The organism is Micromonospora sp. U21, assembly GCF_018070045.1.
GTDB lineage: Bacteria > Actinomycetota > Actinomycetes > Mycobacteriales > Micromonosporaceae > Micromonospora.
In genome coordinates this window covers 13429-35380 of record NZ_JAGPYK010000047.1, presented here as the reverse complement: position 1 = coordinate 35380, position 21952 = coordinate 13429, and the positions used below count along the sequence as shown (strand labels likewise).

Here is a 21952-nt window from a genome sequence, read left to right as displayed (position 1 = left end):
GGGTGGGGGTGGGAGGAGGTCGGTTGCGTGGGTCGCGACCTGATCGGCGATCAGGGTGAGCGCGGCGTCGGCGGGCATCGGATCCAGGGTGCGGCCGCCGCGCAGGCGCAGGGCGAGGTGCCCGTCGGCCGCCTCCCGGGAACCCAGCACCCCGAGGTACGGGACGCGGCGGCGGGCCGCGTCCCGGATCCGGGCGCCCAACGAGCCGGCAGCGTCGACCTCGACCCGCAGCCCGGCGGCGACGGCGCGCCGGGCCAGCTCGGCCGCCGCGTCGGCCTGCCCGTCGTCCACCGGCAGCAGCACCAGCTGGACCGGCGCGTACCAGGCCGGGAAGGCGCCCTGGTGCACCTCGATGAGGTACGCGAACAGCCGCTCCATGCTGCCGACCAGGCTGCGGTGCACCATCACCGGCCGGCGCCGGCTGCCGTCGGAGTCGGTGTACGACAGGTCGAACCGTTCCGGCTTGTCGAAGTCCAGCTGAATGGTGGAGATGGTCGACTCCCGGCCGGCCGCGTCGACGATCTGGATATCGATCTTCGGGCCGTAGAACGCGGCCTCCCCGGGCGCCTCCACGTACGCCACCCCGGCCAGCGCGCCCCGGAGCAGTTCCTCGGCTCGGGCCCACTGCGCGTCGTCGCCTACGTACTTCTCGCCCGGCCCGCGCAGCGACAGCCGGAAGCCGGCCGGGCGGACGCCGAGCGCGGCGTGCGCGGCTTGGATCAGCCGCATGATCTCCACGACCTCCTCGCCCACCTGGTCCGGAGCACAGAAGGTGTGCGCGTCGTTGAGCGAGATGGCACGCACCCGGGACAGCCCGCCGAGCACTCCGGAACGCTCCGGGCGGTACATCCCGCCCAGCTCGGCGATCCGCAGCGGCAACTCCCGGTAGGAGCGGCCCCGGGCCCGGAAGACCAGCGCGTGGTGCGGGCAGAGCGCGGGCCGGAGCACGAACTCGTCGTCGGCGCTCAGCCGCATCGGCGGGAACATGTCGTCGGCGAAGTAGCCGAGGTGACCGGAGAGTTCGAAGAGTTCGCGCTTGCCGAGCGGCGGCGAGTAGACGTGCTGGTGGCCGGATCGGCGCTCCAGCTCCCGGACGTACTCCTCGACGGCGTGCCGGGCGGCGGCGCCGGCCGGCAGCCAGATCGGCAGGCCGGCGCCGGCCAGCGGGTCGGAGACGAAGAGGTCCAGCTCCCTGCCGAGCTTACGGTGGTCGATCATGTCGTGCTCCTGGATCGGGTACGACCCGGAGGCGACCTGGACTCCGAACGCCGCGCGGCCCTCGGGGGCGGATCGCCCCGGGGCCTGGTCGACGGTGGTTACGTCAGAGCGGCACGCCGGGAACACCCGGCGTCGTGGTCACCACTACCGCGCTGCACATGGGGCGACCGTACCCGTCGGGCCATCGGGGACGCACCCGGATTTGGCGTGGCGGAGGGGAGGGCGGGCCGCCGGCGCGGGACCCGCCGGCGGCCCCTGGGCGGCCCGGAACGTCAGGAACGGGGGACCCGACGGTGCCGGGGCCGCGCCGACAACGGTACGCCGACGCACGCCGATCCGCCGACCGGCGCGGGCCGGGCGGACGGCTGCGAACCGTCACCCGAGGACGGTTCGCCTCGTTGTACCTGGGTGGCCCAGTCGTGTCGACGGTCACGGCGGGGTGGGGCCGTCCACGGTGACGCCGGACACGCCGTCAGGCTCGAGACACCCAATCGGCCGCATTCGGCGAGGTGGCACGCGTGCCCGAACTACTGACTGACGTCGCATCGCCGACGTGGGCGTACCTCGTGCTGCTCGGCCTGCTGATCGCGGACGCCTTCGTCCCGGTGATTCCCACGCAGATCGTCATGATCACCAGCGGTGCACTCACCGTCTACGGTGGGCTCAGCCTGCCGGTCACCATCGCCGTCGGCGCGCTCGGCGTCTTCGCCGGCGACCTGGCCTGCTACCTGCTGGGTCGCGGCGCACCGGACCGGCGGGCCCCCCGGCACGCCGAACCGAGCCGGGCGCGACGGGTCGCCAGCCGGGTCACCCAGGGGTTGCGGCAACCCGGGCCGCTGGTCATTCTGCTCTGCCGGTTCGTGCCCGGTGGGCGGATGGCGGCCTGCTTCTCAGCCGGCCGCAGCCGCTACCCGTACCGGCTGTTCGTGCTCTACGAGGCGGTCGCCGCGCTGGGCTGGGCCACCTACGGCGCGCTGGTCGGCCACCTGGGCGGCACCGCGCTCACCGAGTCGGCCTGGCGGTTGGCCATCATCGCCACCGCCGCGGCGGCCGGCTTCGCCGCCGCCGGGTGGGCGATGACGCTGGTCAGCGCACGGCACGCCCGGGCCGCAGCCGCAGCCGACATCCCCATCGACTGAAGCACCCCGGGTGCCTCTAGGGGTGGTCCCCCGGGACGATTTCGGTGGCCGTCCCGGATCCGCCTCGGGCCTCCGGAGCGACAGGCTGAGTCATGCCTGCAACCCGGAGCACCGGCCTGCTCGCCCTCGGCGGGATCGCCCTGGCGGCGCTGCTGACCGTGATCGGCCACCTCGAAGTCAACGACGACCTCAACCCGTGGGCGCTGACCATCAGCGACTTCGCGGTCTCCGACCGGGGTGGCGTCATCGACGTCGCGATGGTGGTGCTCGCGCTCGCCACCGTGGCGCTGCTGTACGGGCTGCGTCGCACCGGCCCACCCCAACCGACCCCCGGTCGGTCGGCCGAGCTGCTGCTCGGCGCGTGGGTGGCCGGGCTGGTGCTGGCCGCGGTCGTGCCGACGAACGAACCGGGCACCGACATGACCACCGCCGCCTACCTGCACCGGTACGCCTCGGTGGTCGCCTTCCTGGCGCTGCCGGCCGCCGGCTGGCTGCTCGCCCGCCGGCCCGACCTGGCGCCCGCCGCCCGGATGCTGCGCACCCTCGTCGTGCTCAGCCTGGCCCTGGCGGCGGCGATGATCTGGTCCGCCTACCCCGGCGACCGCCTGCTGATCGGCCTGGCCGAACGCCTGCTCATCCTCGCCGAGGTCGCCGTGCTCGGTACCGTCGCGGTGGCCCTGGCCCGGACGCCCGTCGCCCGGTGGGTCGTCACTCCAACTCGTGGAGCATGAGCTGACGGGCCGCCTCGGTGATCGAGCCGGAGAGGCTCGGGTAGATGGTGATGGTCTGGGCCAGCTCGTTGACGGTGAGGTTGTTCTCCACCGCCATGGTGATCGGCAGGATCAGCTCGCTGGCCTTCGGGGCGACCACCACGCCGCCGACGACCTGACCGCTTGCCGGCCGGCAGAACAACTTCACGAAGCCGTCGGAGAGGTCGTCCATCTTCGCCCGGGCGTTGCCCGACAGCGGCAGCATCACCTGCCGGGCCGGCACCTTGCCGGCATCCACCTCGTCCTGCGAGACGCCCACGGTGGCCAACTCCGGGTCGGTGAAGACGTTCGCCGCGACGGTCCGCAGCCGCAGCGGGCGGACCGCCTCGCCGAGGGCGTGCCACATCGCGATCCGGCCCTGCATGGCGGCGACGCTGGCCAGCAGCAGGACGCCGGTGCAGTCACCGGCGGCGTAGATGCCGGGCACATTGGTCCGGGACACCCGGTCGACCGTGACGTAGCCGCCCCGGCCCAGCTCCACGCCGTACTCGGCGAGGCCCAGGTTGGCGGTGTTCGGAATCGAACCGACCGCGATCAGGGCGTGCGAGCCGGAGACCTTGCGGCCGTCGGAGAGCTCCACCTCGACGCCGTCGGCCGTACGCCGGACCGCGTCGGCCCGGGAGTTGTTGAGGATGCTCATGCCCCGGTTGCGGAACACCCGCTCGATGGCCGACGCCGCGTCGGCGTCCTCGTGCGGCATGACCCGGTCGCGGCTGGAGACCAGGGTGACCTGGACCCCCATCGCCAGGTACGCGCTGGCGAACTCGGCACCGGTCACGCCGGAGCCGACCACGATCAGATGCTCGGGCAGCTCGGGCAGGTCGTACACCTGGCGCCAGGTCAGGATGCGCTCACCGTCCGGTACGGCGGTGGGCAGCTGGCGGGGCGTCGAGCCGGTGGCCACCAGCACGGTGGACGCGGCGATCGAGTATTCCTCGCCGCCGTCGGCGGGGGTGACGATGACCCGGTGGGTGTGGCCCAGGGTGTCCTCGCCCAGCCGGGCCGTGCCGGCCACGAAGGCGACCCCCGCCTTGAGCAGCTTGGCGTGGATGTCGGCGGACTGCGCCAGCGCCAGCCGCTTGACCCGCTCGTGCACCGCCCGCGCGTCGACGGTGACCGCCTCCAGGCCGTCCGAGTGCACCCCGAACTCTTCGGTGTCCCGGTAGCCGGTGACCACCTCCGAGCTGGCGATGAAGGTCTTCGACGGAACGCAGTCAGAGAGCACGCAGGCCCCGCCCGCACCGTCGGCCTCCACCACGGTGACATCGGCGTCCAGCTGAGCGGCGACCAGCGCCGCCTCATACCCGGCCGGCCCCCCGCCGATGATCACGATCCGGCTCACAGCGTCTGCCCTTCGTCGATGCTCACAGTGACTTTCTTCTCCCGAACGCACCCGACACGCACAGTCGTATTCTCCCCCACCCGCCTGTCCGGCTATCGTCATCGCCGTGCGTCTTCACGCCGCCTACGGCTCAAACCTGGATCCCGCCCGGATGCGCGCCTACTGCCCGCATTCGCCGATGGTGGGTGTCGGCTGGCTGGAGGGGTGGCGGCTGACCTTCGCCGGAGCGGACGTGATCGGCTGGGAGGGCGCGGTGAGCACCCTGGTCGAGTCCCCCGGTGACCGGGTCTTCGTGGCGCTCTACGACATCCACCCGTACGACGCCGCCCAGCTCGACGAGATCGAGGGGGTGACCGCCGGCACGTACCGCAAGCTGCACGTCCGGGTCTCCACCCTCGACGGCGACGTGACCGCGTGGATCTACGTCTTCGACGGTTACGAGGGCGGGCTGCCGACCTCGTGGTATCTCTCCGAGATCGCGACCGCCGCCGAGCAGGCGGGCGCGCCGGACGACTACGTCACCGAGCTGCGGTCCCGCCCCACCGGCACCGCGTCGGCCTAGAGGCTGTCGCACGCTGCCAGTCTGCTACCAACGCCGGCCGGACCGTCCGTCGGGCCCGACCGGCGTCGTCAATCACACACCGGCGGCCGGGACGAGCAGCTGGTACATGTCGGTCCACCGGGTCTCCCGCAGACCCACGGACCGGTAGAGCGACAGCGGGGCGGTCGGGTTCGTGAGGTCCACGCCCAGCCCGGCCGCCTGCCGGCCCTTCTCGGCGTAGCGGGCGAAGGCGCGGCGCAGCAGCGCGGCGCCCACCCCCCGCCGGCGGTACGCGGGCAGCACCGCCAGGCTCCGCACGAAGCCCTCCTGCTGGTCGAGCGCCTGATCCGAGGACTGCAACACGCCCGCCACCACCCCGTCGACCTCGGCGACGAACCACTCGTCCCAGGCGGTCACGTCACCGATCCGGGCCCGCCACCGCTCGTACGACAGCGGCTCGTGATCCGGGGTGTCGCCGAAGGCGGTGTCCTGGATCCGGTGGAACTCCCGCAGCTCGGCCTCGTCGTCCGGACGGACCGGCCGTACCGTCACCCCGGGCGGCGATGGCAGCTCGGCGGGCAGATCGGCCAGTGTGCGGCGCATCCGGACGTACCGCTTGGCCAGGGTGAACCCGACGGCACGCAGGTCGCGTTCCCAGTCGCGTTCCGGCGCGAAGACCGCGCAGCGGACGGTGAGTGCCGGCAGCACCCGCTCGGCCGCCCGCTCGGCGACCCGGTCCAGTTGCCGGGCCAGCAGCGGCGCCCGGACCGCGGCGGCCCGCTCCGGATCGACGTAGACCTCGACGAACTCCCTGCCCACCCCGGTCGGGTTGTCGACGGTCGCCCAGCCCACCACGGTGTCGTCCGGGTCCACCGCCAGCCAGGAGTCGCGGGCCGGGTCGAAGAAGGGGGCGGTCAGCGACTCGGCGACGTCCTCGGCGTCGAAGTCGGGATGGCCGATGGCGAAGGTGTCGGCGGCGTGCACCACCGAGAGGATCGCCGACACGTCGTCGAGGGTGGGCCGGCGCATGGTCCAGCCAGCGGGAAGGGTCACGGCAGGTGATCCTGGCAGCCGGGCGCCGCGAACGCCGCCCATTTTTAAGGAAGGGCCCCTTGTTAACGCCTGGCGTCAACAAGGGGCCCTTCCTTTCACCGATGGATGAGGTCAGCGCGGGTCTGGTGCAGCAGCTCCACCAGCTCGATGCCGTCGGCGGGGCCGAGCGCCGCGAACGCCGGTGCGGCCAGCCGGTCGGTGACCGCCTCCGCCCAGAGCCGCCGACGCACCAGCGGCCCGACCGGCGGGTACGGCGGCGGCCAGCCACAGGCCACCGCACCGGCCTCCCCCTCCGGCCCGGCCAGTACGGCCTCGAGCGGGGTCATCCCGGCGGCGCGTACGGCCAGCAGGTAGGCGCCGGTGAAGTGTTCGCGGAGCAGCCGCAGCCCGGCGGCGCTCCGGGCGCCCGGGGAGACATCCGGCAGTGGCATGGCCCGCCATGCGGCGAAGAGCGGCATGCCGCTGGAGTCCGCCGCCGCCACCGCCCGCTCGACCAGCCCGGCCAGGCGCTCGACGCCGGGCAACGCGCCCAACCGCTGCGCCCCCCACCGGCAGCATTCGGCGAGGCTGGCGGCGGCGACCTCGGCCGGCCGGACGACACGGGCCGCCGCGTCCCAGCCGTCGGCGACCGCGTCCGGGGCGATGAAGCCGAGGGCCGCGGCGGCCGTCTCGGCCCGTACGTCGCCGAGCGCACCGGCCCGTCCGCTGATGTAGAAGGCCCAGCCGGAGATGCCGAGCAGCCGTGCCCGGCGCAGCGTGGTCGGGCACCGACTGAATACGTCGCCTAGGTCGAGCGCGACAGGCTTGCTGGCTGCGGCGACCTGCTCCGGTGTCATCCGAGCGCCACCCTTTGACGCCCCGGCCCGGTCAGCGCGGGCAACCAGGACACCGACCGTCCGACCACGACGGCCTCCCGATCCGGCACCACCGGCGCGGGACGGTCCGGCCACTCGTCGTCGTCCATCGATGGTCAGTCTGCCGGGCCACCGCCCGAGTTCGCATCCCCCTCTTCGGCCGCCAGCGCCTCAACCGCCGCCTCCACCTCGCCAGCGCGCCGCCGGGCCACGGTGACGGCCCGCTCCGCCGCACGCCGGGCCAGCTTGGCCCGGCTGAGATCCTGCTCCGCCACCGCCCGCCGCCGCTCCAGCTCGGCCAGCTCGGTCTCTATCTCGTCGAGCAGGGCGGCGCCGTCCCGCTCCTGCCCGGTCGCCTCGGCCAACCCGGCCTCGGCCCGCTCCTGGTCGGTCCGCGCCCTGGCCAGTTCCCGGTCCAGTGCCCGGCGCTGCCGCGCCCGCTCGGCCCGGGCCGCCCGCTCGGCACGCTCCGCGGCCCGGTCGGTACGGGGGGCCGCTTCGGGACCCGCCCGCTGGGCGCCCGGACGGCGGGCCGGGCGTTCCGCTGCCCGCTCCTCGTCATCGCCGGTGACCAGCCGCAGCTGCGGTCGGGGCACCTCGCCGAAGCCGGCGTAGGTGGCCGACCGCAGCAGCCGCCCGGACCGGACCTGCTCGGCGACGTCAGCATCGGAGAGCGCCGCGTTCAGGGTCGCCTCCACCTCGGCCAACGGCAGCTTGCCGGCCGGCGGCGCGTCCGGCTCCGCCGCGGCGAGCTTGCGAACCTCGGCCACCAGGGCGCCGACCACCGCCCGGCGCTGTCCGGACAGCTCCCGGAGTCGGGGCCCGCGCAGCTCCCGCTGGGCGGTCCGCAGCGCGTCGGCGAGCTGGACCAGGTCGGCGACCAGCTCGGGACGGTGGATGGCGAGCAGGTTCACCAACCAGGCGGCGACCGTGGGGCGGCGCAGCCGAGCCAGCTGCCGGGCGGTGGTCGGGTCGCCGGCGCGGCGGGCCTCGGCCACGGCGGCGTCCCGGGCGGCCACGAACCGCTCCGGTGGGGTGCGGTAGAGCTGCTGCACCAGCTCGGGGGAGGGGCCGGGCATGGACTCAGACGTCCACCCGGCTACCGGGCTCCAGGCGCTGGTACTCGGTGCCGGACAGCGCGGAGTACTGGCGATTGAGCAGGCCCAGCCCGTTGTCGTTGAGCAGCCCGTCGTGCAGCGCGTACGCGCGGCGCGGGGCGACCGCCCGGATGAAGTCGAGTACCTCGGAGAACTTCGACCAGGGAGCGTGGATCGGCGCGAAGAGCGTGTCGACCGGCGTCTCCTCCGGCACCACCAGGGCATCGCCCGGGTGGTAGACCACGTCGTTGATCAGGAAGCCGAGATTGTCCAACACCGGGAGGTCGGGGTGGATCACCGCGTGTTTCCCGCCGTAGGCGCGGACGGCCACCCCGGCGGCGGTGAACGACTCACCGGCCGTCACCGGACGCAACGCCTCGGCCGCGTCACCCAGGGTGCCGGCGAGCGAGGCGGGCCCGTGGATCGGAAACGGTCGCCGGTCGAGTTGCATACGCACCGCCGCCACATCGAGGTGGTCGGGATGTTCGTGGGTGATCAGCACCGCGTCCGCACCGTCCAATGCCGCTGGGTCGCTGAACATTCCGGGGTCGACGACGATCACTCCCCCGTCGTGTTCCACGCGGATGCAGGAGTGGGCGTACTTGGTGAGCCGCATCGTGACTCCTCGATTATCGAATCGTGACGTCCTCAGCGCAGTCTGCCGGAACCAGCCGACGAGCGCGCCGCGTCCGAGGTATCGCCACACCGGCTGACGACGATGGGAGCGGGGATGGACGGACGGACAGGACGGCGGCGCGGCGCTCTGCTGGCGGCAACGGTACTGGCGGCGGTGCTGGCGTTGACAGGGTGCGGTGCCGGCGACAGCGGGGCACGGGACACGGCAGGCTCGGCGGCCGAGGCGCCGGCGGCCAACGGCGGCGGGGCGGACAAGGACAGCGCCGCCGGGGCACCGGAGGCGGGCGGGGCCGGCGCTCCGGACCTGCGGGTCGACCAGCGGGCCATCATCTACACCGGAACCATGCGAGTACAGGTGGACGATGTGGACGCCGCCGCCCGTGAGGTCGCCGCCGCGGTCACCCGGTCGGGTGGCTTCATCGGCGGCGACCAGCGGCGCAGCGCAGAGGCAGACGCGGTGGCGGAGTTGCAGCTGCGGGTGCCGGCAGCGAAGTTCGCCGGCGTGGTGGAGGAGATCGCGAAGCTCGGCAAGCAGGAGAGCCGGGAGATCAGCACCCAGGACGTCACCGAGGAGACCATCGACCTGGACGCCCGGATCACCAGTCAGCGGGCCCGGGTGGACAGCGCTCGCCGGCTGCTCGCCCGAGCCACCTCGATCACCGACCTGGTGTCGCTGGAAAACGAGCTGGGTCGCCGCGAGGCCGACCTGGCGTCGCTGGAGGCCAAGAAGCGGCGGCTGGCCGACCTGACCGCCCTCTCCACGATCACCGTGTCGCTGGCCGGGCCGGCGGCGAAGAGCACCGAGGAGAAGACCGAGACCGGCTTCCTGGTCGGGCTGAAGGGCGGCTGGAAGGCGTTCGTCGCCTCGCTGACCGTCCTGCTCACCGTGCTGGGCGCGCTGCTGCCCTGGCTGGTGGCGCTCGGCGTACCGGTGGCGGTGCTGCTGCTGGTGCTGCGCAGACGGAAGAAGGCCCCGGCCCTGGTCGCTCCGGTCAGCGCACCGCCGCCAGTGCCCGCAGCGCGGTCTGCACCATGACGCGTACGCCGGCCGGGATGGCCCCCTCGTCGACGTCGAAGGACGCGCGGTGCAGGTCGACGTTGGGCCCGGAACGGCCCACGCCGAGCCGGGCGAGGGCGCCGGGGACGTACTCCAGGTACCAGGAGAAGTCCTCGCCGCCCATGCTCTGCGGCGTCTCGGCGATCCCGTCCGGGCCGAGAGCGGCGGCGGTGGCGCCGGTCAGCACCTGGATGGCCCGCGCGTCGTTGCACACCGGCGGCCGGCCACGCAGGTATTCCAGGTCGACCGTCGCGCCGGTCGGCGCGATCACGTCCCGGACGACCTGAGCCACGATCTTGGGAGCCTGTTCCCAGGTGTCGCGATCCATCACCCGCAGGGTGCCGGAGGCGGACGCCTCGGAGGGGATGACGTTGTAGCGGGTGCCGGCCGATGCGTGGCCGAAGACCAGCAGCAGACCGCTGTTGGCCGGCACCCGACGGCTGACCAGGGCGGGCACCTCGGTGATCAGCCGGCCGAGCGCGTCGACCAGGTCGACGGTCAGGTGCGGGCGGGCGGTGTGCCCACCCGGGCCGCTGAGCCGGACGGTGACGTTGTCGGCCGCCGCGGTGATCGGGCCGACCCGCAGGCCGACCTGGCCCACCGGCAGGTTCGGGTCGCAGTGCAGCGCGAAGATCTGCACCACGTCGTCCAGGCCGCCGGCCTCGATGACCTCCAGCGAGCCGCAGGGCAGGATCTCCTCGGCCGGCTGGAAGATGAGCCGGACCCGGCCGTCGAGCTCGCCGAGGTCGGCGAGCTGGGCCAGCAGCATGCCGACGCCGAGCAGGATCGAGGTGTGCACGTCGTGCCCGCAGGCGTGGCAGACGCCTGCCACCGTGGACCGGTAGGGCACGTCCTTGGGGTCGTCCAGCGGCAGGGCGTCGATGTCGGCGCGCAGCGCGATGACCGGGCCGTCCGGCCGGCCGTTGACGTCACAGATCACGCCGTTGCCCTTGGGCAGCAGTCGCGGGTTCAATCCGGCCAGGGAGAGTTCCCGGGCGATCAGGGCGGCCGTCTCGAACTCGGTGCCGGAGAGCTCGGGGTGCGAGTGGATGTGACGGCGGGTGGCGATCAGCCCGGGTACCCGGAGCGCGAGGAGGTGGTCCAGGTCGCGGGGCAGGGGCTGGGACCCGGGCCGCAGCTCCGGCCAGGACGACGCCAGCAGGCTGCCGGTGGGCAGCGTCAACGCACTCGTCACGTCGAATTCTCGATCACTAGAGATGGATGGATCATCGGGGACAGCAGACAGCCTAGACCTCCGGCGGTGACGCTGCGCAACCTCGTTACGGTGATGATCAGAGCGCACAGCGTCACGTATGCCCTGCTGAGGGCGCTCGGAGATGCGCGGGACAGCAGGTAGATCACGGTCGAACGCCGTCATCTGCCCCTCACCTCCTACAACGCGTAACCGATCTCAGCGGTCACGAATCCGGCGCCACTAGCGGGCCCACGTTGCGAATTGTCGCATTAGTCGGGGTGATGAACTGACACTCCGACAATAAGCCGACCACGCTCCGCAACGAGCCGGAAAAGACGCTCACACGCGCCCGTCCGCCATGACCGCACACGGTGTGCGTCCCCGTTCACCCGGTCGGGGTACCCCCAAACCTGGTGGACACACCCCGGACGCCGTCGGGGGCCACGCCGCCCTCGGCCCGTCCGGTGGAGGATCCGCTTCCGACTGTAGCTCTGCCCGGGCCGAACAAACCCGCTCTGACCTGGGAGAACGGCCGGTCGGCCGATCAGAACCGATCGGTGGGCCGGTACAGCCCCCACGCCTCGCGCAGCGTCCCGCAGACCTCACCGACCGTGGCGCGGGCCCGCAGCGCCTCCCTCATCGGGTACAGCACGTTCTCCGTGCCGTCGGCGGCGGCCCGCAGCTCGGCCAGGGTGCGCGCCACCGCGTTGGCGTCCCGCTCGGCGCGCAGCCGGGCCAGCCGGTCGGCCTGGGCCGCCTCGATCGTCGGGTCGACCCGCAGCGGCTCGTACGGCTCCTCCTCGTCGACCGCGAACCGGTTGAGACCGACCACCACCCGCTCACCCGAGTCGATCTCCTGGGCGATCCGGTACGCGGACTGCTCGATCTCGCGCTTCTGGAAGCCGGCCTCGATCGCGTCCACCGCCGAGCCGTGATCCGCGACCCGCTCCATCAACTCGACGGCGACGGCCTCGATCTCGGCCGTCATCGCCTCCACCACGTACGAGCCGGCGAACGGGTCGACGGTGGCGGTCAGGTCCGTCTCGTACGCCAGCACCTGCTGGGTACGCAGCGCGAGCCGGGCGGCCTTCTCGGTGGGCAGCGCGATCGCCTCGTCGAAGCTGTTGGTGTGCAGCGACTGGGTGCCACCGAGCACCGCACCGAGACCCTGCACCGCGACCCGCACCAGGTTAACCTCCGGCTGCTGGGCGGTGAGCTGCACGCCGGCGGTCTGGGTGTGGAAGCGCAGCATCATCGACTTCGGATCCTTGGCGCCGAATTCGTCACGCATCAACCGGGCCCAGATCCTGCGGGCGGCGCGGAACTTCGCCACCTCCTCCAGCAGCGTCGTGCGGGCCACGAAGAAGAACGACAGCCGGGGCGCGAAGTCGTCCACCGCGAGCCCGGCGGCCAGCGCGGCCCGGACGTACTCCACGCCGTTGGCCAGGGTGAACGCGATCTCCTGCGCGGGCGTCGCGCCGGCCTCGGCCATGTGGTAGCCGGAGATGGAGATGGTGTTCCACTTCGGCACCTCCTTGCGGCAGTACGCGAACGTGTCGGCCACCAGGCGCAGCGACGGCTTCGGCGGGAAGATGTACGTCCCCCGGGCGATGTACTCCTTGAGGATGTCGTTCTGGATGGTGCCGTTCAGCGCCGAGCCCGGCACCCCGTTCTCCTCGGCGACGAGCTGGTAGAGCAGCAGCAGCACCGATCCGGGGGCGTTGATGGTCATCGAGGTGGAGACCTTGTCCAACGGGATGTCGGCGAAGAGCAGCCGCATGTCCTCGATGGAGTCGATGGCCACGCCCACCTTGCCGACCTCGCCGTGGGCGATCGGCTCGTCCGAGTCGTAGCCCATCTGGGTCGGCAGGTCGAAGGCGACGGAGAGGCCCATCGTGCCGGCCCGCAACAACTGGTGGTACCGCGCGTTGGACTCGGTGGCGGTGCCGAAGCCGGCGTACTGGCGCATGGTCCACGGACGGGAGGTGTACATCGTGGGGTAGACCCCCCGGGTGTACGGGAACTCGCCGGGTGCGCCCAGCCGGGAGTCGAGGTCCTCCGGAAGGTCGGCCGCCGTGTAGACGCCCTCGATCGGGAAACCGGACTCGCTTGACCGCCGTTCGTTCATCCCCGGATGGTAGGACGCGTGGGCGTGTCGTCGGGTGAGGGATACCGCACAGTGCGTCCCGACCGGTCGACAGAAGGTGAACGGCAGAGCACGTTCTGTCGACTTCGATAAACGTCCGTCGCGTCGGCTTTCGCATCGGGCGTCGGAACCAGCAAGATAGGGGGGTTGTGTCCCAGCCCCCCTCGATTTCCCCCGGTGGCTTTTCTGTGACTCAGATCCCGACGTGGAGCGGCGGACAGGTAAGTCCCGCCAACGGACGTGCGGCGCCCGGCACCACCATTGGTGGCCGGTACTCGCTGCGGTCCTCGGTGGGCAACGGCGGCATGGGCACGGTGTGGCGCGCCACAGACACACTGCTGCGCCGCGACGTGGCGGTGAAGGAGGTCGTCCTGCCCCCGGGGCTGGCCCCCAGCGACCGCGACGCCATGTACGAGCGCACACTGCGCGAGGCGCGCGCCGCCGCCGCCATCCAGCACCCCGCGGTCGTGCAGGTGTACGACGTGGTCACCGAGGCCGGTCGGCCCTGGATCGTGATGGAGCTGCTGGACGCCCGCAGCCTCGCCGACATGGTGATCGAGGACGGGCCGGTCGCGCCCCGCGCGGTCGCCAAGATCGGCATCGCGCTGCTCGGCGCGCTGGAGGTCGCGCACGCGATCGGCGTGCTGCACCGTGACGTCAAACCGGCCAACGTGCTGATCTGCACCGACGGGCGCTGCGTGCTGACCGACTTCGGCGTCGCCCGGATGCCCACCGACGTGCAGCTCACCACGCCCGGCATGGTGCTCGGCTCGCCGCACTTCATCTCCCCCGAGCGGGCCATGGGCCAGGAGTTCGGCCCGCCGAGCGACCTGTTCTCGCTGGGTGTGACGCTCTACACGGCGGTCGAGGGGCGGCCTCCGTTCGACAAGGGTGACCCGATCGAGACCATGCACGCCGTGGTCGAGGACCCGCCCGCCCCGCCCCAGCGCAGCGGCCCCCTGACCCGGGTGCTGATGGGCCTGCTCGAGAAGGACCCGGCCCGCCGGCTGGACGTGCACACCTCCCGGGCCATGCTGCGCGAGCTGCTCGCCGGCCCCCTGGGCAGCACCGCCACCGCAGTGCACTCGGTGACCGACCCGTACGCCGTGGTGCCGGTGCAGCAGCGCCCCATCCCCGTCCTCCCGCCGGCCCAGCCCGAGCCGAAGCCGGACAGCCAGATCGGCGGCCCGGCGATGCTGGCCCCGGGCGAGTCCCTGACCGACCGCCTGGCGTCGCTGCGCCGGGGCGAACGCCCGCAGCCCGCCAACGCGGCCGGCGCCACCGGTTTCGACGAGACCAGCGCCGACGCGCTGGCCGGCCCACTGCACACGCCCACCGGCGCGATGCCCGTCCCCGGCCGGCCCGGCACCGGGCGCACCTACGGCGGCGCCGCGGACGCCACCCAGCGGGTGGACGCCGGCGGGCACCCGGACGCCACCCAGCGGGTCAGCTACGGCAGCCGGCCCGACGCCACCCAGCAGGTCGGCTATGGCAGCGCGCCGGAGGCCACCCAGCGCATCGGCGGCACGTACGGCGGCGGCAACCAGTGGTCGGTGCCGGGCACCGGCCAGCCCTGGGCCACGCCCGCGACGTCCGGCGGTGCCGGGGCTCTGGACAAGGTCCGCGCCACCGGAGGCCAACTGGTCACCACGGTCAAGGGTTGGCCGCGCAAGGTGCAGCTCGCCGCGGCCGGCGGTCTGGCTCTGGTGCTGCTGATCAGCGTGGTGGCGCTGTCGAGCGGCGGCGACGACCCCGCCCCGACCACCCCGCAGGCGCAGCCCACCGAGTCCGCCGCAGCCGGTGCAGCTCTGGAGACGCAGGAGCACGCGGCCCGGGGCATCCAGGTGATGGTGCCGAAGGGCTGGCGGAAGGCCACCGGCGGCAGCTACACCGACTACTTCGACCCGGCGGACGACGGCCGGAAGGTGCGCCTCATCACCGAGAAGTTCAGCACCAGCTCGGTGCGCTGGGCCGAGGTCGCCGAGGGCGGCCTCAAGAAGCCGAAGAGTTCCTGCGTCAAGCCGTACAACCGGCTGGCCATGACCGAGCAGGAGCTGGCCGGCGAGTCCGCGGCCGAGTTCGAGTACACCTGCGGCGAGGGCGACGCCAAGCGGCACGGCGTGTGGCGCGGGGTGGTGCACGAGGGCAAGGCGTACTCGTTCTACCTCACCTCGACCGACGCCAAGTTCGCGGAGAGCAAGCCGATCTTCGACGAGATGGTGCGGACGTTCCAGCTCACCGGAAACGGCTGAGCCGGAGGGAACCGACAGCGGTGATCGCCGCCGTGCTATCAAGAGGCATGGCGGCGGACACCACTGACATCGACGACATTCGCGAGCAAGCCCGGCGCTGGCTCGCCGACGACCCCGACCCGGTCAGCCGGGACGAGCTGACGGCGGTGCTGGACCGGCTACCGACGAGCGCCTCGGACCTGGCCGACCGGTTCGCCGGGCCGCTGACCTTCGGCACCGCGGGCCTGCGCGGCCCGTTGCGCGCCGGCCCGAACGGGATGAACCTCGCCGTGGTCACCCAGGCCGCCGCCGGCCTGGTGGGCTGGCTCACCGCCCAGGGCGGCACCGGCCCCCTGGTGATCGGGTACGACGCCCGGTACGGCTCCCGCCAGTTCGCCGAGCGGACCGCCCAGGTGGCCACCGGGGCCGGCCGGCCGGCGCTGCTGCTGCCCCGCCCGCTGCCCACCCCGGTGCTGGCGTACGCGGTGCGCAAGCTCGGCGCGGTCGCCGGGGTGATGGTCACGGCCAGCCACAACCCGCCGCAGGACAACGGCTACAAGGTCTACCTCGGTGCGGAGCTGGGCGGGGAGCTGGGCGCCGGAGCGCAGATCGTGCCACCGGCCGACGCCGGCATCGAGGCCGCCATCCGGGCGGTCGGCCCGGTGACCGAGGTGCCCCTGGGCCCGCCCGGTGAGGTGCTGGGTGACGACCTGGTCGCCTCGTACGTCGAGCGGGCCACCGCGGTGATCGCGCCGGACGGGCCGCGGGACCTGACGGTGGCGTACACCCCGCTGCACGGGGTGGGTGCCGCGGTGCTCACCGCCGCCTTCGCGCGGGCCGGCTTCCCGGTGCCCGGGGTGGTGCCCGAGCAGGCGGAGCCGGACCCGGCGTTCCCCACCGTGTCGTTCCCCAACCCGGAGGAGCCGGGGGCGGTGGACCTGCTGATCGCGCTGGCCGACTCCACCGGCGCGGACCTCGCCATCGCCAACGACCCGGACGCGGACCGCTGCGCGGTGGTGGTCCGCGAGGGCGCCACCGGCTGGCGGATGCTGCGCGGCGACGAGGTGGGCGCACTGCTGGCCGACCACCTGATGCGCCGCGGGGTGACCGGGCTCTACGCCACCACCATCGTCTCGTCGTCCCTGCTGCGGGCGATGTGCGCGGCCCGGGGCCTGCCCTACGACGAGACGCTGACCGGCTTCAAGTGGATCGTCCGGGCCGGCGGCGGGAGCGCGCCGCTGGTCTACGGGTACGAGGAGGCGCTCGGCTACTGCGTCGCCCCGGACCACGTCCGGGACAAGGACGGCATCACCGCCGCGCTGACCGTGGCCGAGCTGGCCGCCGGCCTCAAGGCGCAGGGCCACACGCTGACGGACCGGCTGGACGAGCTGGCCGCCGAGTTCGGTGTGCACCACACCGACCAGCTCTCCGTCCGGGTGGACGACCTGCGGGAGATCGCCGACGCGATGGCCCGAATCCGGGCGGCCACCCCGACCACGCTGCTCGGACACCCGGTCGACAGCACCCAGGATCTGCTCCCCGACGCGGACGTGGTGATCCTGCGTACCGGGGCGGCGCGGGTGGTGATCCGCCCGTCCGGGACGGAGCCAAAGCTCAAGGCGTACCTGGAGGTGGTCGAGCCGGTGCCCGACGGCGATGTCGCCGCCGCCCGTGCCCGCGCCGCTGCGGCGATCGCGCAGCTCCGCACCGAGATCGCCGCCGCCCTCGGCCTCTAGTGCAAGGAAGGGCCCCTTATTACCGCCTCGTGTAGAGGAAGGGGCCCTTCCTAACAGGTCAGTGGCGTTTGCCGAGGGCCTGGTCGACGGCCTTTGCCAGGGCGGCGACGACCAGGCCGACCGAGGGGCGGACCACCGAGTCGTCGATGCTCACCTCGCCGGAGAACCCTGCGCCGGTGGCGATCTCCTCGAGCCGGCGACGCGCGTCGGCGGCGGCCTCGCCGCTCATCCCGAGGGCGGATTCCATCCGCAGCACCACGACGAGGGTGGCCAGCGCGGCGGTCCGCTCGTCCGGCGCCACTGCCCCGGTGAGCGCCTCGGCCAGCCGCTGCCGGGTGTCCGCCTCCACCGAGGTGTCCACCACCGGGTAGCGGTGCACGTGGATGAAGCCCAGTTCGGTCTCGTCGACGTCCCGGACAACGCCCTGCTGGCACAGGTCACCGAGGATCCGGTCGCGCAGGCCGTGCCGCAGGCGCTGCACCCACGAGGCCGGGGTGTGCGGGGTGTCCGCGGCGATCCGGCCGAGCACCTCGTCGGTCACCGGCTCTCCGGTGGGTGTCGGGTCGACCACGGTCAGGGAACCGTCGGCGTACGCGATCCGGCCGGCCAGGGCCAGCTCGACCAGCACCGCGGCGGCCATGCCCAGGTCCAGGCTGATCCGCGGCATGGTCGCCTTACCGGTCGTGTCGTCGTAGGCGAGGAGGAGCAGCTCCTCGGCGAGCGCAACACCAGTCATGGCCGGAGACGGTAGCGGGTCCACGCACCACCGCGTGCGGACCCGCCGGACCCGGCACCCACCTGGGTGGAGAGTCAGAACCGGGGCATGCCGCCGAACTGGCGGTCGCCAGCGTCGCCGAGGCCCGGGACGATGAACATCCGGTCGTTGAGCCCCTCGTCGATCGAGGCCGTGACCAGGCGCAACGGCAGGCCGGAGCGTTCCAGCCGCTCGATGCCGACCGGTGCGGCGAGCACGCAGAGCACGGTGATGTCGGTGCAGCCCCGGTCGGCCAGCAGCCGGCAGGAGTGCTCGAGCGAACCACCGGTGGCCAGCATCGGGTCGAGCACCAGCACCGGCTGGCCGGCCAGGTCCCGGGGCAGCGACTCCATGTACGCGCGCGGCTCGTACGTCTCCTCGTCGCGGGCCAGGCCGACGAAGCCCATCGAGGACTCGGGCAGCAGGCCGAGCGCGGCGTCCGCCATGCCCAGGCCGGCCCGCAGCACCGGCACCAGCAGCGGCGGGTTGGCCAGCCGGGTGCCGACGGTGCCGGTGACCGGCGTCTGCACCGGGTACCGCTCGACGGGGAAGGAGCGTGCCGCTTCGTACACCAACATGGTGGTCAGTTCGTGCAGCGCCGCCCGGAACGTCGAGGAATCGGTGCGCGCGTCCCGCATGGCGGTCAGCCGGGACTGTGCCAGCGGGTGGTCAATGACGTGTACATCCACGATCGCTCAACCTACCGGTCCGTCCCGCGGGATGGTGCGGGTGCGGTCGGACCAGCGACGCCGCTCACGCCGGACCCGTCCCGGAGCGACCGCGTGAGCAAGATCACTCAGCGGTCCGGCGCGTAGACTTCGGCGCATGACGGCGACAACGACGTCGGCCCGGTCGGAGCTCTCCGAGCTGGGACGATCCGAAACCGCTCTGCGGACCTTCCTGCACGGCCTGCCCGGCGTGGACCAGGTCGGCGCGGAGCAGCGGGCGGCGCAGCTCGGCACCCGCTCCATCAAGACCACCGCCAAGGCACAGGCGATCGACCTGGCGATCCGGATGGTGGACCTGACCACCCTGGAGGGGGCGGACACCCCGGGCAAGGTACGTGCGCTGGCCGCGAAGGCGATCCGCCCGGACCCGGCCGACCCGTCCTGCCCGCACGTCGGCGCCGTCTGTGTCTACCCGGCGATGGTCCCGTACGTGGCGGAGGTGCTGCGCGGCAGCGGCGTGCACCTGGCCAGTGTGGCGACCGCCTTCCCTTCGGGCCAGGTGCCGCTGGAGATCAAGCTCGCCGACACCCGGGCCGCCGTCGCGGCCGGGGCCGACGAGATCGACATGGTGATCAACCGTGGCGCGTTCCTGGCCGGCCGCTACAAGGAGGTCTACGACGAGATCGTGGCCACCAGGGAAGCCGTCGGGGACGCCCACCTCAAGGTGATCCTGGAGACCGGCGAGCTGGCCACCTACGACAACGTACGCCGGGCCTCCTGGCTGGCCATGCTGGGCGGCGGCGACTTCATCAAGACCTCCACCGGCAAGGTCCCGGTCGCCGCGACGCTGCCGGTGAGTCTGGTGATGCTGGAGGCGGTCCGCGACTTCCGGGCCGCCACCGGGCGGCAGGTCGGCGTGAAACCCGCCGGCGGCATCAAGACCACCAAGGACGCGATCAAGTACCTGGTGATGGTCAACGAGACCGTCGGCGCGGACTGGCTCGACCCGGACTGGTTCCGCTTCGGCGCGTCCAGCCTGCTCAACGACCTGCTGATGCAGCGCACCAAGCTGACGACCGGCACCTACTCCGGTCCCGACTACTTCACCCTGGACTGAGAGCCGATGTTCGAATACGCACCCGCCCCCGAGTCCCGCTCGGTGGTGGACCTCAAGCCCACGTACGGGCTGTTCATCGACGGCGCGTTCGTCGACCCGACCGACGGCGGCAGCTTCAAGTCGATCAACCCCGCGTCCGAGGAGGTGCTGGCCGAGGTCGCTGAGGCCGGCGCGCAGGACGTGGAGCGCGCGGTGCGCGCCGCCCGGAAGGCGTACGAGAAGGTCTGGGGTCCGATGTCGGGCCGGGACCGGGCCAAGTACCTGTTCCGGATCGCCCGGCTGATCCAGGAGCGTTCCCGCGAGCTGGCCGTGCTGGAGTCGCTGGACAACGGCAAGCCGATCAAGGAGTCCCGCGACGTCGACCTGCCGCTGGTCGCCGCGCACTTCTTCTACTACGCCGGTTGGGCCGACAAGCTGGAGCACGCCGGCTTCGGCGCCGACCCGAAGCCGATCGGGGTCGCCGCGCAGGTCATCCCGTGGAACTTCCCGCTGCTGATGCTGGCCTGGAAGATCGCCCCAGCGCTCGCGGCGGGTAACACGGTGGTGCTGAAGCCGGCCGAGACCACCCCGCTGACCGCGCTGCTCTTCGCCGAGATCTGCCAGCAGGCCGAGCTGCCGGCCGGCGTGGTCAACATCATCACCGGCGCCGGCGACACCGGCCGGACGCTGGTCGAGCACCCCGGCGTGGACAAGGTCGCCTTCACCGGCTCCACCGACGTCGGGCGGGCCATCGCCCGGTCGGTCGCCGGCACCCGCAAGAAGCTCACACTGGAGCTGGGCGGCAAGGCCGCCAACATCGTCTTCGACGACGCACCGATCGACCAGGCGGTCGAGGGGATCGTCAACGGCATCTTCTTCAACCAGGGGCACGTCTGCTGCGCCGGCTCCCGCCTGCTGGTCCAGGAGAACGTGGCCGACCGGGTGCTGGAGTCCCTGAAGCGGCGGATGGCCCAGCTTCGGGTCGGCGACCCGCTGGACAAGAACACCGACATCGGCGCGATCAACTCCGCCGCCCAGTTGGAGCGGATCCGCGAGCTGTCCGACGCCGGCTCGGCCGAGGGCGCCGAGCGCTGGTCGCCGCCGTGCGAGCTGCCCGACCGCGGCTTCTGGTTCGCGCCGACCATCTTCACCGGCGTCACCCAGGCGCACCGGATCGCCCGCGAGGAGATCTTCGGCCCGGTGCTGTCGGTGCTCACCTTCCGCACCCCGGCCGAGGCCGTGGAGAAGGCCAACAACACGCCGTACGGGCTGTCGGCGGGGATCTGGACCGACAAGGGTTCCCGCATCCTCTGGACGGCCGACCGGCTGCGCGCCGGTGTCGTCTGGGCCAACACGTTCAACAAGTTCGACCCCACCTCGCCGTTCGGCGGCTACAAGGAGTCGGGCTACGGTCGCGAGGGCGGCCGGCACGGGCTGGAGGGCTACCTCAATGTCTGAGCGGGTCGCGGTACGCAAGACGTACAAGCTCTTCATCGGCGGGAAGTTCCCGCGCAGCGAGTCGGGACGGTCGTATCTCGTGCAGTCCTCGAATGTGTCACTGGCCTCCCGCAAGGACGCCCGGGACGCGGTGGTCGCCGCCCGCGCCGCCGTGAAGGGCTGGGCCGGGGCGACCGCGTACAACCGGGGTCAGATCCTCTACCGGGCCGCCGAGATGCTGGAGGGCCGCCGCGAGCAGTTCGTCGCCCTCGGCGTGCCGGGCGACGAGGTGGACGCCGCGGTGGACCGCTGGGTCTGGTACGCCGGCTGGGCCGACAAGCTGTCCCAGGTGTACGGCGGCGCCAACCCGGTCGCCGGGCCGTACTTCAACATCTCCACGCCCGAGCCGACCGGCGTGGTGGCGGTGGTCGCCCCGGAGCGCCCGGCGCTGCTCGGCCTGGTCAGCGTGATCGCCCCGGCGATCGTCACCGGCAACACGGTGGTGGTGGCGGCCTCCCCGACCGAGCCGCTGGCGGCGGTGACGCTGGCCGAGGTGCTGGCCACCTCCGACCTGCCGGGCGGTGTGGTCAACATCCTCACCGGCAGGATCACCGAGACCGCGCCGACGCTGGCCGCGCACATGGACGTCAACGCGGTCGACCTCAGCGGGGTGACCGACGCCGAGTTGGCGGCCGACCTGGAGGTCAAGGCGGCGGAGAACCTGAAGCGGGTGCTCCGTCCGGCCCCGGCCGACCACGACTGGTCCGCCGACCCCGGGGTGGCGCGGATGACCACCCTGCTGGAGACCAAGACGGTGTGGCACCCCAAGGGGGTGTGATTGGTTGGTCCCGGCCGTGGGGGTTTCGGGGGGAGCCCGCCCGCTCCGGGCGGTCAGGCTTGATCCCTCCGCGGGCGGGCTCCCCCCGAAACCCTTCGCTCCGCCGGGTCCGTCCGGCTGTTTTGTCTTGCTGGCTGGCGCCCT

The 21952-nt window shown here is 72.7% G+C and carries 19 protein-coding genes; 9 read left to right on the top strand and 10 right to left on the bottom strand.

The features are described 5' to 3' along the window. On the bottom strand, positions 1-1218 hold a 1218-nt coding region (gene thrS / locus KBX63_RS32780; RefSeq protein WP_210918076.1), incomplete at its 3' end, for a threonine--tRNA ligase. Between the two features lie 518 nt (positions 1219-1736). On the opposite strand from thrS, the gene KBX63_RS32775 reads away from it, so the two are divergent. Together KBX63_RS32775 and KBX63_RS32770 are read left to right on the top strand one after the other, a co-directional pair. Further along, positions 1737-2357 (top strand): DedA family protein, encoded by a 621-nt coding sequence (locus KBX63_RS32775; RefSeq protein WP_210918073.1) that lies wholly within the window; start codon positions 1737-1739, stop codon positions 2355-2357. Positions 2358-2449: 92 nt separating this feature from the next. Next, the gene (locus KBX63_RS32770; RefSeq protein ID WP_210918070.1) at positions 2450-3088 is read left to right on the top strand and encodes a DUF998 domain-containing protein; all 639 of its coding nucleotides are present in this window, start codon (positions 2450-2452) and stop codon (positions 3086-3088) included. On the opposite strand, the gene KBX63_RS32765 is transcribed toward KBX63_RS32770, so the two are convergent. Beyond that, positions 3066-4469, bottom strand: coding sequence for an NAD(P)H-quinone dehydrogenase (locus KBX63_RS32765; protein WP_210918068.1), 1404 nt, complete (start codon positions 4467-4469; stop codon positions 3066-3068). The genes KBX63_RS32770 and KBX63_RS32765 overlap by 23 nt on opposite strands. A 106-nt stretch (positions 4470-4575) precedes the next feature. Between KBX63_RS32765 and KBX63_RS32760 the strand changes: the two genes are divergently transcribed. Next, complete coding sequence (locus tag KBX63_RS32760) at positions 4576-5031, top strand: gamma-glutamylcyclotransferase (RefSeq protein ID WP_210918065.1); 456 nt, start codon at positions 4576-4578, stop codon at positions 5029-5031. Positions 5032-5103: 72 nt separating this feature from the next. Here KBX63_RS32760 and KBX63_RS32755 read toward each other — a convergent pair whose 3' ends face one another. From KBX63_RS32755 to KBX63_RS32740, 4 genes are all read right to left on the bottom strand, one after another. Beyond that, complete coding sequence (locus KBX63_RS32755) at positions 5104-6063, bottom strand: GNAT family N-acetyltransferase (RefSeq protein ID WP_210918063.1); 960 nt, start codon at positions 6061-6063, stop codon at positions 5104-5106. 95 nt (positions 6064-6158) lie between these two features. Further along, the gene (locus tag KBX63_RS32750) at positions 6159-6899 is read right to left on the bottom strand and encodes a hypothetical protein (protein WP_210918058.1); all 741 of its coding nucleotides are present in this window, start codon (positions 6897-6899) and stop codon (positions 6159-6161) included. 134 nt (positions 6900-7033) lie between these two features. Then, positions 7034-7996, bottom strand: coding sequence for a hypothetical protein (locus KBX63_RS32745; protein ID WP_210918056.1), 963 nt, complete (start codon positions 7994-7996; stop codon positions 7034-7036). Positions 7997-8000: 4 nt separating this feature from the next. After that, entirely contained in the window at positions 8001-8630 is a 630-nt protein-coding gene (locus tag KBX63_RS32740) for an MBL fold metallo-hydrolase (protein ID WP_210918054.1), read from the bottom strand. A 93-nt stretch (positions 8631-8723) separates the two neighbouring features. On the opposite strand from KBX63_RS32740, the gene KBX63_RS32735 reads away from it, so the two are divergent. Beyond that, positions 8724-9686, top strand: coding sequence for a DUF4349 domain-containing protein (locus tag KBX63_RS32735; protein ID WP_210918080.1), 963 nt, complete (start codon positions 8724-8726; stop codon positions 9684-9686). On the opposite strand, the gene KBX63_RS32730 is transcribed toward KBX63_RS32735, so the two are convergent. Together KBX63_RS32730 and KBX63_RS32725 are read right to left on the bottom strand one after the other, a co-directional pair. Further along, entirely contained in the window at positions 9643-10902 is a 1260-nt protein-coding gene (locus tag KBX63_RS32730; RefSeq protein ID WP_210918053.1) for an amidohydrolase, read from the bottom strand. The two genes, KBX63_RS32735 and KBX63_RS32730, sit on opposite strands and share 44 nt — an antisense overlap. A 544-nt stretch (positions 10903-11446) precedes the next feature. Further along, positions 11447-13030 (bottom strand): methylmalonyl-CoA mutase, encoded by a 1584-nt coding sequence (locus KBX63_RS32725; protein ID WP_210918052.1) that lies wholly within the window; start codon positions 13028-13030, stop codon positions 11447-11449. Between the two features lie 206 nt (positions 13031-13236). Here KBX63_RS32725 and KBX63_RS32720 point away from each other — a divergent pair, with 206 nt between their 5' ends. Next, entirely contained in the window at positions 13237-15300 is a 2064-nt protein-coding gene (locus KBX63_RS32720) for a serine/threonine-protein kinase (RefSeq protein WP_210918051.1), read from the top strand. A 47-nt stretch (positions 15301-15347) separates the two neighbouring features. Beyond that, the gene (locus tag KBX63_RS32715) at positions 15348-17015 is read left to right on the top strand and encodes a phospho-sugar mutase (protein ID WP_210918050.1); all 1668 of its coding nucleotides are present in this window, start codon (positions 15348-15350) and stop codon (positions 17013-17015) included. 58 nt (positions 17016-17073) lie between these two features. Here the strand turns inward: KBX63_RS32715 and KBX63_RS32710 are convergent, their stop codons facing one another. Both KBX63_RS32710 and upp read right to left on the bottom strand, forming a co-directional pair. Continuing rightward, entirely contained in the window at positions 17074-17751 is a 678-nt protein-coding gene (locus KBX63_RS32710) for a GPP34 family phosphoprotein (RefSeq protein WP_210918049.1), read from the bottom strand. Positions 17752-17825: 74 nt separating this feature from the next. Further along, entirely contained in the window at positions 17826-18458 is a 633-nt protein-coding gene (upp, locus tag KBX63_RS32705; protein WP_210918046.1) for a uracil phosphoribosyltransferase, read from the bottom strand. Positions 18459-18594: 136 nt separating this feature from the next. Here upp and deoC point away from each other — a divergent pair, with 136 nt between their 5' ends. From deoC to KBX63_RS32690, 3 genes are read left to right on the top strand one after another with little or no spacing between them, the layout of a single operon-like run. Beyond that, positions 18595-19554, top strand: a complete 960-nt coding sequence (deoC, locus tag KBX63_RS32700; protein WP_210918044.1) for a deoxyribose-phosphate aldolase — start codon at positions 18595-18597, stop codon at positions 19552-19554. 6 nt (positions 19555-19560) lie between these two features. Next, complete coding sequence (locus KBX63_RS32695; protein WP_210918042.1) at positions 19561-20991, top strand: aldehyde dehydrogenase family protein; 1431 nt, start codon at positions 19561-19563, stop codon at positions 20989-20991. After that, a complete protein-coding gene (locus tag KBX63_RS32690) occupies positions 20984-21808 on the top strand; it encodes an aldehyde dehydrogenase family protein (protein WP_210918040.1) in 825 nt (274 codons plus the stop codon). The genes KBX63_RS32695 and KBX63_RS32690 overlap by 8 nt, the downstream gene beginning before the upstream one ends. Positions 21809-21952: the final 144 nt, after the last annotated feature.